Genomic DNA, 13,412 nt, shown 5'->3' with positions numbered 1-13,412 from the left:
TATGAAGAGGCTGGCAGTGGCGACGCCGGAAAGTTAGCAAACTTCCCGGCGTCGTTTGGCGATTATCCGGCGAAGGGCCTATCGCTCGGTGGGCAACAATGCGGTGAAGTGCGAAATCCAGCCATTTTCATCGGTGCCGCCGGAAAAGCCCGTCGCATCCCAGATGATGTGATGCCGGTTGCTGCCGTTGTGGATGGTCACCGCGGCGGCGATGGGGGTTGGGGATCGCCATGAGAAGTTTTGGTTGGCGCCCGGCGCGAGGTGGCTGAGCGATTCAAGCTGGACATCGTCGAGGAACAGGACAGTGCTCATCTGGGTCTCATAGAGATATTCCCATCGCGCCTGCGCCAGCCCATTCGCTGCCGCAACGAGAAGATTGCTCTCGCCGACGGGATCGGCCAGGGCCGCCAGGCGCCAGGCGGCGAAAATATTCGCGATATCCCCGCCGCTGAGCCCGAGACTTGAGAGGAACTCGATGGTTTGATCATTGCCGAAAGCATTATATCCTGCTTCACCGAAGGGCCGGATATGCTTGACGACGAAATTGCCAAGAAGTGGCATGTGTATCTCCTTTTGGACATGGACCACCTGTTCCCGGACGTTGGCGTGCAGGATAGCATGGTGGGATCTGTGGTTGATTGGGCGCCGGATAAATCCGGCAATCGATGGAAATGCGGCCGGTGTTCGGCTTTGCGGCTTAGCCGAAGGTGATGGCGACGCGGGCCGGCATGGCCAAAAACGCCTGCAGGCCGAGCCGCGTTCTGGCACCGCCCTGCCCGGCTGGCCATGGATCGAGGATATGAAGTTCCAGATCCTTGCCATTCACGGTGTAGCCATAGACGAGGTAATAGTGGTACTCCGTGCCGATCACGAAGACGCGGTTGTTATCGATCTCGTGTCTGACGATATCGGCCGTCAGGCCATTGACGAAGTGGCCGCCGGTCGTTTCGTGATCGAAGGCGTTCCACTGGCTGGAAACCAGCTGGACGATATTGCTGTTCTGGTTGGCGCCGGCCTGTTCATTGATGCCGCCGGTTTGATCCAGAACCTCCGCCAGTTCCCAGCGCTCGCGAACCTCGGGATCGACGGTGGCGAGTGCTGCGGTGTTGCGCCTTGCAATGACGTATTGCGTCGCCGCGGGAAGTCCGTAATAGGCCCGCACCATCTGTTCGACGGCGGCAAAGCACCAGGCGGGGGTTAGCTGGGGCACCAGGGCGGGAGGGTTGTTGACTGTTGGCATGGTCTTCTCCTTGTTGAAAATGACGGGGTACGGGTTACAGCCGGGTGCCCGTCGTTGATTACATCTGCCGGGTGTTGAGGTCTGGGTGGTGTTGGCCGTCCTGCCGGCATCTGCGCCGGCAGGACATTGCCCATGATCCCATGCCCGAGGGGACGTGTTCGGCCGGGATCATGGAGACGCGTCCTGTCGGGCCGGAACAGGAGCGGCAGGCTCTTAAGGGATCAGGCGGTCTTGCTGAGGTCCTGACGATAGGCCTGCAACGACGCGATTTTTGCGTCCGCGGCAGCCTCACGTTCGGCGACGATGGCCGAGAGCTTCTCCGCGACACCCGCCAGATAGGCCGGCAGATTGGCACTGTCGATATATCCACCCTGCAACTTGTTGAGCTTCGACCATCCTTCGGCAAAGCTGCGGTTGAAGCGGTCGGAGACGATCACCACCGCGTGCCACTGGGCGGTTTGCCTGACGAAGAACTCGTCGACGGAGCGGATGAGCTGCGCGAAGCGGTTCTTTCGCAGCGGCTCCTGCCCGGCGACATTTTCGATGCCGGTGATCTGACGCTGGGCATCATCTGCAACCGCCTGCATGAAATCGGCAAAGCCCTTGAAGAAGAAGGCGATTTCTTCAACGATTTCCTTCATGCGTTTCAGCGCGGAAATGCTGACGTTGAGCGATTGCACCGCAAGCTTGATCTTGTCATCCTCGGCCTGCTTTCCCTTCAGCAGGGCATTGATCCTGATGAGCTCGGCCGCCTGGGTACGGCGTTCCTTCTCATAGGCCTCCGCCTTGTCGATCATCTGCATCTGGATTTCGCGCAGGCTGGCGGCCTGTTGCTGCTGCTCTTCGGAGAGCTTGCCCAGCCCCTTGTCCAAAGCATCGAGCGAAGCCTGCAGGCTGGAAATAACCGTTTGCTGAGCGGCGATCTTTTCTTCCTGCGCCTTGAGTTCCGCGGCACGTGCTGCCAGACGTTTGTCGAGTTCGGCAAGCTCGATGGCCTTGCTCGATTTGGGGTCCGCGCTCTCCGCGTCCTGCGCAAGCTTCGCCTTGGCGTCCTCGAGCGACTTGACATCCCCCTTCAGAGCGTCGCGTTTTTCCTCGCTCTTGCGAAGCTCGGCTTTCTTTTCGGAAAGCTCGCTCTGCTTGGCGGCCGCATCGGCCTTGCTTCCGCCGCCTGACGGGGTGCGGGAGCCGCCGCCCTGCCCCTGCCCGTCTGCATCCTGCCCGCCCTTGGACTGTCCCGAAAGCGCGCCGCCAACCGACGAGGCCAGCATGGAGGCAGGACCGCCCGCCACCATGGCGATGGCGGGAATTGCGCTTGAAATCATCTGCGCGCCGACGCGGACGATCGACATGACAAAAGCACGCTGCTCGGCCGTATTGGCCCGCTGCTCATATTCCCGGGCCTTCTTTTCGAACGCCGCAACCTGTTCCTTGAGATCGTTGACAAGCGATTCAAGCTGTTCCCGCCGTGCGTCCGCCTCCCGGATTTCGCGTTCCATCACGGCTTTATCGGCGAGGCGTTTGCTCAACGCCGTTTCGCTCATATCCGTGGTTTGCGCCGTGTCCCTGATGATGGCGTCATAGGTTGCAGCGAGGGCAAGAAGCTCGTCTCGAACGCTGAGCGCCCTATCCCGGATATTCGTTGCGAGCTTTATCAGATCGTTGGAGACAAATGCCTTGATTTCGGCCTGATCGTTTTCTTCCCTGACATCGAGCCAGTCCGGGAAAAGATCGCCGATGGACAGGCCGATGCGGGTGGCCGCCTCCATCGCGTTCTTCATGACTATTTCGCTTTTCTGCTGCGACGTGATCAGCCTGTTCATGATTGCGCTGATGCGGACGCGAATATCGCCGTTTTCCTGCGGCGTGGTGTTATAGGCGATGTAAAGCAGATCGATCGCATTGTCGGTGTCGCGCTTGGCGCGCTCGACATCATAGGTCCCCTGGATCTTATCGACATAAGACCGGACAAGCGCCGTATCCGACTTGGGAAGGCTGAAATTCGGTTGCGAAACGATAGCGTCGACGCCGGCGTCGATTGCGCTGTTGATCTGGGCGGTCCGGCTTTCGAAAGTCACGACATTGTTCATTTTCATGCTCCTGTTGATGGGTGGTTACGGAGAGTCATTTTTTTGGGGGGGGTGATCGTTCACGATCCGCACTGCTTCTTCGCGTCGTCCGGCAGTCCGGCCTCGGTGGAGGAAATGAACTGCGGCACGTCTTTGGTCAGGCCGTCGATCTCGGCGGACAGCCGCGTAACCTGACGTATTTTCGCGTCGTCAGGATTGACCTCGCTCGCTTCCTTCAGAGCGCTGGTGAAGTTGCCGACCTGAATGTTGAAGTCCTGAACCTTGACGTTGATGGTGGAGATCGCCGCTTTGAGCTTGGTGATCTGCTCCTCCAGAGTTTTCACCGCCTTCTGGTTTTCCGCGTGGCTCTGCTGTGCCGCCGCAAGCTGGCGGCGATTGTTTTCGAGCTGGTTGCGAACGCCTTCAAGAGCCGCCCGGGCATTGTCCAGCCGTGGCTGCGCGGTCCGGTATTCCCGCTCCGCATCATTCATCCAGCCCAGCGCCTTCACCGCGGCGTCACCGGCCTGGCAAATTCCCGGCAGGAAGAAGAGGACGCCGCTGCATATTTTTACTCGCTTGGCCTGCTCGTCCCTTTCCTTCCGGGCTTTTTCGAAGGTGGCCTGGCGCGCCTTGACGTTCTCGTTTTCGGACTGAACCAGCTCCTCATAGCCCTTCACGCTGGTTTCGGACTGCACCACCTGCCGCTCCAGCTCGATCTGCAGGTACATGGCCTCCCCCAGCGCCTTCTCGCGGTCGGCGCTGAGCTGCTGTTGCGCCGTCAGATGGTCCATCAGGCACACGGATCGGCGGCCGAGCAGTTCGCGGCTCGCTTCCGCCTGTTCCAGTTTCGACTTGAAAGCCGCCGTCTGCTCGGCGGTGAGGGTGGCCGCGTTCGCAATGGCCGGCTGGCCCATGGACGGGATATCGAATTCCATTGCGAAGGCCGCAAGGCCGGCAAAAACAACGTGTTTAAGTTGCATCATTTCAACCTCCTCTGGAGAATTGGGGATGAATAAAAGGCATGACGGGCTCCATGCGCCGCCCGGCATCGTTGCCGACCGTGCCGGAGTCCTGGCAGTAACATTCGGATATCAGGCACTTTCGGACGCATCGTCTGCAACGTCGTCAAGACCTAAAAAGCAACCATCAAAGATTGCATTCCGGGTAAATGAACGAAAGATTCCACATCCGACGCTTCATTAAATTATGCAATAAAAACAGCATATAACGCTATTGTCAGCGTTACTCCCGCAAACCGTTTCAAAAGGGAACACATTTTTACGCGCCCCTTAACATTCAATTTATGAGAGTATTTTTTAATACCGCTCAACGGGGCCTCGGGGGAGTGCAACAAAATGCACGCATCTTACGGAGGGGAACCTTCCGGCTGTCACGACTGCCCTGCACGGCCGTCATCAGCGAACAGAACTCACGTTTTCGAATTCGCCATAAAGTAGCGATGCGCAAAAAACCACGGGAGAAAGGTATCCGGAAAAGCAGGCGCCCCAGCTTCAAAGACGCACCCGAGGAGGGACTTCGCCCGGCCTCGGCCGGACATGCTTCGAGAGAGGCTGGACCTACTTGCGAACCGAATCCTGAACGACGATGCCTTTGGTGATGCCGTCGCCTATCTTTGCACCCACCTATCGAACGCCTTCAAACAGGAGCAGCGCCTCGTCCGTGCACTCGGAGACTTCGGCGCATTCGCCACCGTCATGTGCGCCGTGGGCATCGCATCGGTCCATGGCGGGCAATTTACGCTGGCGGCGGTTCAGGCCGTCGTCGTTCCACCCGGCTGGGCATCCAGCCGCAGGACACGCGCCTTGATCGACTGGCTGGAACTGGAAAATACCGCGCAGCGTCACCCGCCCGGCGGCGATAACCGTGAGCGGCCATGGTCGCTAAATGGCTGGATTATTTCGGCAATCGAGAGGCTTGCCAGCACCTATTGCGTCGCGGCCTCGCCATGGCAAACCCTCCCGGCAACGGAGACGCCTGCGGAGGAAGCCATCGGAACGGGCGCGCTGATCGACGGTGTGAGCTGGTTTCTGCGGCACGCGCAGGATTTGCCTTTTCTCTCAGAGGGAATGCGGATGTTCCTTGGGCATGCGCCTGGTTTCCTGATCCTGTTGGACCTGCTGTCCGCCGCGAAGACAGACGCGTGCGATGCGACGGGTTGCGTGTTCTCCCGCAAGGCGACGGCGCGCGCCTATGGGGTCAGTCGCGCTCATGTCACGGCCATACTCGCCAGGGCCGAGCGTTTGAACATCTTGCAAAGAAACGGATCCAGAATAGTTCTGAGCGATCTTGCATTGCAGAACGTCCAGCGCGATCTGGCCTATCAGCTCGCCTTCGTCGTTTTATGGGCGGAAGCGGTGAGAACGTCTCCGCCGTCTGCCGATGCCCCGGAGAGCCTGTCCGGCCGGAATGGCTCCAGCAATCCGCGATAGGGCTTGGCAAGCGGCGTGGCATAGGCGCCGCGCTTGGCGGTGAACAACCCCATGGACACCAGCGATTCCGCCTGCTTGACGGCCGCCGCGACGCCATCGACAACCGGCACGCCGAACTCATCGCGCAGTTCGGCGGCAAGATCCGCCATACCGGCGCAACCGAGCACGATCGCCTCCGCCCTGTCCTCTTTCAGGGCCAGCGAGATTTCCGCGCGCAGCCTTTCACGAGCGTTCGAGGCGGGATCTTCCAGCGACAGAACCGGAATATCGGCGGCGCGCACATTGCAGCGGGCGGACATGCCATAACGATGGACAAGATGTTCCAGCGGCAGCCGCGAGCGTTCCATCGTCGTGACGATGGTGAATTTCTGGGCGATGAAGGCGGTGGCGGAGACCGCCGCCTCGCAGATGCCGATAACGGGAATATCGGCGAGAGCCCGGGCGGCATCGAGCCCGGTATCGTCGAAACAGGCGATGATCGCCGCGTCGGCTCCAAGCGCCGGCGCCTTTGCCAGCTCCAGCAGCAGGCCGGGCACGGCGAAAACCTCGTCGTAATAACCTTCGATGGAGACAGGCCCCATGGACGAGGTAACGGCCATTATGTCCGTATCACGGCCGGCTATCCGCGTCGCGGCGTCGGCGATGGTCGCGGTCATGGATTGCGTGGTGTTGGGATTGATGACGAGTATGCGCATTTTACGTTTCTTTATCCGCGTGAATGGCGGCGATTGAGCGTGACGATCAGGCCGAGCGTGGCCGCGATCACCAGGAAGGAAAACAGGGTTGTAACAGCACCGAGCGCATAAAGCACCGGCGTCGTGACATTGGTGGTCATGCCGTAGATTTCCAGCGGCAGCGTGTTGTAGGTGCCTGACGTCATCAATGTGCGGGCGAACTCGTCATAAGAAAGCGTGAAGCCGAAGAGGCCGACGCCGATCAGGCTCGGCGCGATCATCGGCAGCACCACATGGGCGAAGGTCTGCCAGGAGGATGCGCCGAGATCGCGGGCCGCTTCCTCATAGGACGGCGAAAAGCGGTTGAAGACGGCCAGCATGATGAGCACGCCGAAAGGCAGCGTCCAGGTGAGATGCGCGCCGAAGGCGGACGTATACCATGACGGCTCCAGCCCGAGCTGCTGGAACAGAACGCCGATGCCGAGCGAAATGATGATCGACGGCACCACGAGGCTTGCGACCGACAGATAGAACAACGGCGTCGCCCCGATGAATTTGCGCCGGAAGGCAAGGCCCGCCAGCAGCGAGACAAGCACGGTAACGGCCATGACCATCAGGCCAAGAGCGAAGGAGCGGCGGAAAGAGCCGCCGAAATCGCCGACGGCCTGCTGTTCGAAGAGATTGCCGAACCAGTGCAGCGAAACGCCGTTCAGCGGGAAAGTCAGCCCGCCATTGGGCCCCTGAAAGGCGAGGATGAGGATGGCCGACAGCGGGCCGTAAAGAAACAGCACGAAGAGGGCGAAAAAGAAGGCGAGGACATAGAATTCGCGGCCGCGTTTTTCCTGATGCATTGGATCAAAGCTCCTTGCGGATATCGACGATGCGCAGGATGCCCGCGACCATCAGAAGAACGAGGATGAGCAGGATGACGGCGTTCGCAGCGGCGGCCGGATATTGCAGCAGCGACATCTGGTTCTTCATCATCAGCGCCACCGAGGCGCTCTGACCGCCGGACATCACCTGAACGGTGGAGAAATCGGCCATGACCAGCGTGACGACGAAGATGCTACCAATCGCCATGCCGGGTTTGGCAAGTGGAATGATGACGTTGCTGAGCGTCTGCCAGCCCGTCGCGCCGGCGTCACGCGCCGCCTCGATCAGCGATTTATCGATGCGCATCAGCGTGTTGAAGATCGGCGTGACCATGAACAGCGTATAAAGATGCACCATGGCCAGCACCACGGCGAAATCCGAATAAAGCAGCCATTCGATCGGCTCGGGAATGATGCCGGTGCCGACCAATGCGCTGTTGACGAGGCCGTTTCGCCCAAGCACCGGAATCCAGGAAATCATGCGGATGATGTTCGACGTCAGGAAGGGCACGGTGCAGACGAGGAAGAGCACCATCTGCATGGTGGTGGTGCGAATGTGGAAGGCGAGGAAATAGGCGATCCAGAAACCGCAGAACAGCGTGATGGCCCAGACCATGGCAGCATATTTCAGGGTGTTGAGATAGGTCTGCCAGGTGACCCACGAGCCGAGCGTTTCCAGATAGTTGAACGTCACGAAATCCGGATACATCTGGGCGAAATCGTAATCCCAGAAGCTGACAACGGCGATCATGAGGATCGGCAGAGCCAGGAAAAAGCCGAGGATCAGCAAAAGCGGGGCAGCTTGGACATAGGAGACGAGCTTTTGCGGCAGCGCGAAACTGCGGGGCGGCGTGTCCTTTTTGTCGCTGACGCCGATGAGTCTGACCGTCACCATCATGAAGCCTTTCGCTGTTTATGGGCAGGAACCGGCGGCATTGGCCGCCGGCGCCGTCTTTTCAGGACATCAGGCCGCGATGAATTCGTTCCAGCGGCGAACCATGTAGCGGTCTTCATCCATAACGGAGTTCCAGCACGCGACCTTGCCCATGCGTTCCTCGAAGGAGCCGCCATCGCGCACGGCGCCGGCCTTTTCCATGACCTTGCCGTCGGGCGCGATGATATCACCCTGCGCCGGCTTGCCTTCGACCCAGTAGCCCCACTCGTCGGCGCTCATGTGTTCCTTGGCCGTTTCCATGGCGGCGGAATAATAACCCTGACGGTTGAGGTAAGCGCCGACCCAGCCGGAAGTGTACCAGTTGATATATTCATAGGCCGCATCGAGTTTCGCGCCCGAGAGGTGCTTTGCAAGGCCAAGACCGCCGCCCCAGGACCGATAGCCTTCCTTCAGCGGCTGGTATTTGCAGGCGATGCCCTTGGAACGGACCGCGGCGACTGCGGGCGACCACATGGACTGGATGATGACTTCGCCCGAGGCCATGAGGTTGACGCTTTCATCGAAGCTCTTCCAGAAGGCGCGGAACTGGCCGTCCTTCTTCGCCTTGATGAGGAAGTCGATGGTCTTGTCGATCTCCTCCTTGGTCATGTTGCCCTTGTCGGCATATTTGATGTTGCCCATGGCTTCCATGATCATCGCCGCATCCATGATGCCGATGGAGGGAATGTTGAGGATCGAGGTCTTGCCCTTGAACTTCGGGTCCATGATATCGGCCCAGCTGGAGATATCGCGGCCGACGAGATCGGGGCGGATGCCGAGCGTATCGGCGTTGTAGATGGTAGGAACCATGGTGAAATAATCGGTCTCGCCCTTGGCGAACTTCTTGTCGCCGGGCTTTTCGACGAAACCGACCGTGTGCGGGGCCGTGCCCTGCGCCACGACGCTGTCCGGCTTCAGCTTGCCGTTTTTGAACAGCGGCACGATCTTGTCGTAATATTTCAGCTTCTTGATTTCCATCGGCTGGATGACGCCGGCCGGATAGACCTTCTTCAGGATCCAGTACTCGATATCGGCGATATCGTAGGAGTTCGGCTGGGTGACGGCGCGCTGGGCGGCGGCATCCGAATCCGTCGCCGTCATTTCAAGCGTGATGCCGAGATCGGCCTTGCACTTTTCGGCAATGGCGTTGAGGTTCGACACACCCGTGCCGAACTGGCGGATGGTGATCGGGTTCTGCGCCCAGATGGTCGGGAAGCCGGTGATAAGGCCGGAGCCGATCGCCGCACCCGTGGCGGCTGCACCCGCTTTCAGGAGGCCGCGGCGGGACAGGCCCTTTTTGCTGTTGGTGGTATCGGTCATTTCAAAGTTCTCCTCTGGTTATTTTTGGGGTCACTTCTCTACCCGGCCGAGCACGATGGCATCGGCCGCATTCCATGAAAGCGGTATGGCGTCGCCGGTCCTGACCGGATTTTCGAAGAAGGCGGCATCGCTGAGGATGACGTTGAAATCCTCGATGCCCGCGCCGGTGACGGCGATCTTCACGCTTGCGCCGCGATATTCGACATTCGAGACGATGCCGGTGAAACCGAGGCCCGGCTGCTGCGCCTCCCCGACGCGGACGCGGTCGGTGCGCACGGCGATATCGACCGCGCCGTCATCCGGGGCGACGCCGCTTGCCGTGAAAGTGCCGCCGCCCGCCACTTCGAGCGTAACGAGATCATCCGTTTTTTCCCGGTAACGCCCGGAAATGACATTGTGGTCGCCCATGAAGCGGGCAACGAAGGCAGTGGCGGGACGCTCGAACACCTCGCGCGGGGTGGCCGCCTGTTCGATGCGGCCGTCATTCATGACGACGATGATATCGGCGAGCGCCATGGCCTCTTCCTGGCTGTGGGTGACATGCACGAAGGTAATGCCTAGCGAGGTCTGAAGCTTCTTCAGCTCGGCGCGCATGCGGATCTTGAGAAACGGATCGAGCGCCGAAAGCGGCTCGTCCAGCAGCAGCGCCTCGGGATCGGTAATCAGCGCGCGCGCCAGCGCCACGCGCTGCTGTTGCCCGCCGGAAAGCTGGGCCGGCCGGCGGCTGGCATAGGGTTCGAGCTGCATCAGCCGCAGCATTTCGAGCGCCTTCGCCCGGCGGGTTTCCTTGTCCACGCCCTTCATCTTGAGGCTGAAGGCGACATTGTCGACGAGATCGAGATGCGGAAACAGCGCATAGGACTGGAACATCATCGCCGTGCCGCGCCGGGCGGGCGGCAGATCGGTGACGACTGTATTGCCTAGCCGGACATCGCCGCTGGAGATGCTTTCGTGGCCGGCAATCATCCGCAATGTCGAGGTCTTGCCGCAGCCCGACGGGCCAAGCAGGCAGCAATAGCTCCCGGCGGGAATCTTGAGGCTTATCGCATGCACGGCGGTGGTGTTGCCGTAAATCTTGGATACGGACGCGATGTCGATTGCTGCGGCTTTGCTCATAAACACTCTCCTGCGACGTCTTTGTCATGCAGGAGGCGTGCCAATCGGCTTAGCCATTGATGTAAAATGATATTTTTTTGCGCTTCGGAGACCCGTGCGCGGACCTGCCCAATTTTACAGCGATTGTTTTCGATTCATTGCAGAAATTGTATGCAATCTGAAAGCCCAAAATGCCCCGCGCTTCACCCGGCCCTGAACCGGTCGAAAGCGGTGAGATATTTGACCGTCGGATCGGCGTCCCAGCGGTAGATTTCGGTCCGCAGGAAATGCAGCTCCTCTTCGAGCTTTTCCTCCGGCAGCTCCACCCACCAGGATTTCGGCCGGCCATCGGAGCCGTCCGACCAGCGATAGCCGCGCTTTTTCAGATGATCCTTCATGTCGAACGGGCTGTTTTCCGCGTAGAGGCGCACCCTTGAGCGCCGGCTCGCGTCATGGAGTTCGGCAAAGGGCGTGCTGCTCTGGCCGGGGCGCGTCTGCTCCAGCACTTCCAGCAGCGCGAAACAATCGTCCACCGCGCGATGGCCATCGTGGAAATAGCCGGATTGGCCGATCAGATAACCGAGCTTGTTGCCCTCGAAACCACGCGTGCGCCAGTCTATTTCCGAAACGGAGCAGGCCCATGCCTTGTCGCGGAAGATCGGCGAGAAGGCCTCGCAAAAGGGACGGTCGAAACCGGCATTGTGGGCGATGATCAGATCGGCATGGGCAACGAGGGAGGTCAGCCGGTCCATGTCTATCGACTGTCCCGCGACCATCTCGTCGGTGATCCCGGTCAGACGGGTGATTTCTTCGGGAATGGCGATACCTGGCTGCCGCAACCCGCCATAAATGCCGGTGACATCGCCGATTGTGCCGTTATCGTCGAATGTGAAGGTGATGACGCCGATTTCGATGATCTCATCGGTGCGATGGTCGAGACCCGTCGTTTCCGTATCGAGGATCACACCCTGACGGGCAAATTCCGGCCTTGGCTGATCGACGACCGCGCGCGGCTGCAGCCGGCGCAGGACACGATAATTGCCGGTGGATTCAAGATAGGCGGTAAGGGCCTCATCGTCCGTACCGGTCTTTTGGGCCGTTTCGCGACCACCGGCTTTTCGCCCTCTTTCAGCCTGCGGAAGCCGCGCTGCCGCGGGTGCGAAAAAATCCAACTGGGAGGTCATTATGCGCCTGTCCGCCTTGCCCGGAAATCAAGATTGAGTAATCCAGCATATGCGCACAGGCTCACGGTAACAACAGCGGTCGCTCTCATCCACAGAAACGGCATATCTCACGGGGTACAGTTAAGGGTTGCGGCTTCAATTTACGATGGTAAAAAAAGCGCACCGTTCCCGTTTTTCAGGAGAGAAGAAGAATGCCGCTTCCATCGCCTTCCAACCCGAAAACGCTCGCTGACCAGAGCCGGCTGAAGCTGTTTCCGCTGCAAAGCGGGCCGCATTTCGCGAATGCAGGCCTTACCAACGGGGCAAGCGGCATTGTCTTTACGGGCTATACGCGCGATGCGAGCCTCGACAACGAGGCCTTCTCCTGCTGCGGCAGTTACACCCTGCGCAATTCCGTGCACGCCGCGATTGCCGGCACGACAAGCGACAATTGCACGGTCTTTGCCCTGAAGAGCATCATCAACCAGCGCCCGTGCCTGGCGGTCGGGAAGTTCGACCCGGATGGCAAGCCGCTGGCATTGTCGACGTCGGAATTCGAAGAGGTCACCAAACCCCTGTTCCAGTTCGCGGACAAGGTTTCGCCGATCCTCGGCAGCGAGCCCGCGCCGGGCATCCAGATCCGCAGCGGCGACGCCTCCTATAATTATCAGGTGGACGCACGCAGCGGCCGCTTCCGCTTCACCTATAAGGATGCCATGAACGGCGGTCGTTTCGGACCTTCGGCCGATGGCAATTTTTCCCTGGAACATGACGGCCATCGCCTCGCCAGAATAAGCGCCGGCGGCAGCTATAGCAGCTCGGACAATTCGATTGCCGCCTCGGCCTATCGCGACCTCGAATCCCGCGGTTTCGAAACGACGGTGCGCAGCGGCCAGGCTTCCGCCATGTTCGGAAGAACCTACACGGAAAACGCCATTACCCGCAAAATCGGCGTCGGTTACGGCGACACCTCGTTCCGACGCGAGGATACGCCGGGAGGAACGATCAAGGAAACCCTTGGGCACAAGATGGATAAGGTCACGCTCGAAGTCTCCCGCACGCGCGACCGGGCGAAGGGCACCGAATATATGCTGACGATCAAGATGGAGCTTTGAGGCTTCGGCAAGCGGAGCGGCCGCGCCAGCAGTTCCTCAGGAGGCCTGGCTGTCGAGAAGGTTTTCGCAATTGGCCGGATTGCCGATGATCTCGCTTGTCCTGATGATGGAGGCGGCATCTGCGGTTATCTTGATGATGCAGTCGCGGCGATGCTCCTTGATCTTCATGCCCTCGGTTTCCGAGACCTGCGCCTGCCCGTCTACGGTCTTGACTTCGCGCCTGTTGCTGAGACCGGCATAGGTCTCCCTATCGACTTTCAGCCAGTAGGATTCGGTGTCGCCGTTCTCGATGATGACCTTGTTCGGGCGGCCGAGTCGGGCGATTGCGGCCTCGCGCGGTTGCCCCACGAAACCGGCGACAGTGCGGGAAATCTCCGTCTCGCCGGCGCTGGTGCACGCCGCAACGACGACCAGCACGGCCGCCAGACATCCTCTTTCAAGCCATCTCATTTCCAGATCATTCCCTACAAAACGTCACCG

Annotated in this window: 13 protein-coding genes; 2 read left to right on the top strand and 11 right to left on the bottom strand. The window is 59.9% G+C overall.

Going from position 1 to position 13,412, the window contains the following annotated elements:
• Positions 1–78: 78 nt before the first annotated feature.
• The 4 genes from PH605_RS08220 to PH605_RS08205 form a co-directional block, all read right to left on the bottom strand.
• On the bottom strand, positions 79–561 hold the full coding sequence (locus tag PH605_RS08220; protein WP_065656048.1) for a hypothetical protein: 483 nt from the start codon (positions 559–561) through the stop codon (positions 79–81).
• Between the two features lie 136 nt (positions 562–697).
• Entirely contained in the window at positions 698–1,240 is a 543-nt protein-coding gene (locus PH605_RS08215) for a hypothetical protein (RefSeq protein WP_065656049.1), read from the bottom strand.
• Positions 1,241–1,461: 221 nt separating this feature from the next.
• Entirely contained in the window at positions 1,462–3,330 is a 1,869-nt protein-coding gene (locus PH605_RS08210) for a tyrosyl-tRNA deacylase (RefSeq protein ID WP_142844509.1), read from the bottom strand.
• A 59-nt stretch (positions 3,331–3,389) separates the two neighbouring features.
• Positions 3,390–4,292: a hypothetical protein gene (locus tag PH605_RS08205; RefSeq protein ID WP_142781540.1), complete on the bottom strand. Its 903-nt coding sequence runs from the start codon at positions 4,290–4,292 to the stop codon at positions 3,390–3,392.
• Positions 4,293–4,865: 573 nt separating this feature from the next.
• Here PH605_RS08205 and PH605_RS08200 point away from each other — a divergent pair.
• Positions 4,866–5,759 carry a hypothetical protein gene (locus PH605_RS08200; RefSeq protein WP_142844510.1) on the top strand — a complete coding sequence of 298 codons (894 nt, stop codon included), beginning with the start codon at positions 4,866–4,868 and terminating at the stop codon, positions 5,757–5,759.
• Here the strand turns inward: PH605_RS08200 and PH605_RS08195 are convergent.
• From PH605_RS08195 to PH605_RS08170, 6 genes are all read right to left on the bottom strand, one after another.
• Entirely contained in the window at positions 5,651–6,454 is an 804-nt protein-coding gene (locus PH605_RS08195) for an aspartate/glutamate racemase family protein (protein WP_142844511.1), read from the bottom strand. The two genes, PH605_RS08200 and PH605_RS08195, sit on opposite strands and share 109 nt — an antisense overlap.
• Before the next feature lie 11 nt (positions 6,455–6,465).
• Complete coding sequence (locus PH605_RS08190; RefSeq protein WP_142844512.1) at positions 6,466–7,284, bottom strand: ABC transporter permease; 819 nt, start codon at positions 7,282–7,284, stop codon at positions 6,466–6,468.
• Positions 7,285–7,288: 4 nt separating this feature from the next.
• Complete coding sequence (locus PH605_RS08185) at positions 7,289–8,200, bottom strand: ABC transporter permease (protein WP_142844625.1); 912 nt, start codon at positions 8,198–8,200, stop codon at positions 7,289–7,291.
• A gap of 69 nt (positions 8,201–8,269) precedes the next feature.
• Positions 8,270–9,559, bottom strand: a complete 1,290-nt coding sequence (locus tag PH605_RS08180; protein WP_004432888.1) for an ABC transporter substrate-binding protein — start codon at positions 9,557–9,559, stop codon at positions 8,270–8,272.
• A gap of 30 nt (positions 9,560–9,589) precedes the next feature.
• Positions 9,590–10,675: an ABC transporter ATP-binding protein gene (locus PH605_RS08175; protein ID WP_065656057.1), complete on the bottom strand. Its 1,086-nt coding sequence runs from the start codon at positions 10,673–10,675 to the stop codon at positions 9,590–9,592.
• A 182-nt stretch (positions 10,676–10,857) separates the two neighbouring features.
• Positions 10,858–11,838 carry a 3'-5' exonuclease gene (locus tag PH605_RS08170; protein WP_142844513.1) on the bottom strand — a complete coding sequence of 327 codons (981 nt, stop codon included), beginning with the start codon at positions 11,836–11,838 and terminating at the stop codon, positions 10,858–10,860.
• 191 nt (positions 11,839–12,029) lie between these two features.
• Here PH605_RS08170 and PH605_RS08165 point away from each other — a divergent pair, with 191 nt between their 5' ends.
• Positions 12,030–12,932, top strand: coding sequence for a hypothetical protein (locus tag PH605_RS08165; RefSeq protein ID WP_142780276.1), 903 nt, complete (start codon positions 12,030–12,032; stop codon positions 12,930–12,932).
• A 36-nt stretch (positions 12,933–12,968) separates the two neighbouring features.
• Here the strand turns inward: PH605_RS08165 and PH605_RS08160 are convergent, their stop codons facing one another.
• Positions 12,969–13,382: a hypothetical protein gene (locus tag PH605_RS08160; RefSeq protein ID WP_142844514.1), complete on the bottom strand. Its 414-nt coding sequence runs from the start codon at positions 13,380–13,382 to the stop codon at positions 12,969–12,971.
• Between the last annotated feature and the right edge of the window lie 30 nt (positions 13,383–13,412).

It is taken from the genome of Agrobacterium sp. CFBP 3001 (genome assembly GCF_027871605.1).
In the GTDB taxonomy this organism is placed as follows: Bacteria; Pseudomonadota; Alphaproteobacteria; order Rhizobiales; family Rhizobiaceae; genus Agrobacterium; species Agrobacterium leguminum.
This window is presented reverse-complemented; position numbering and strand designations above follow the sequence as displayed.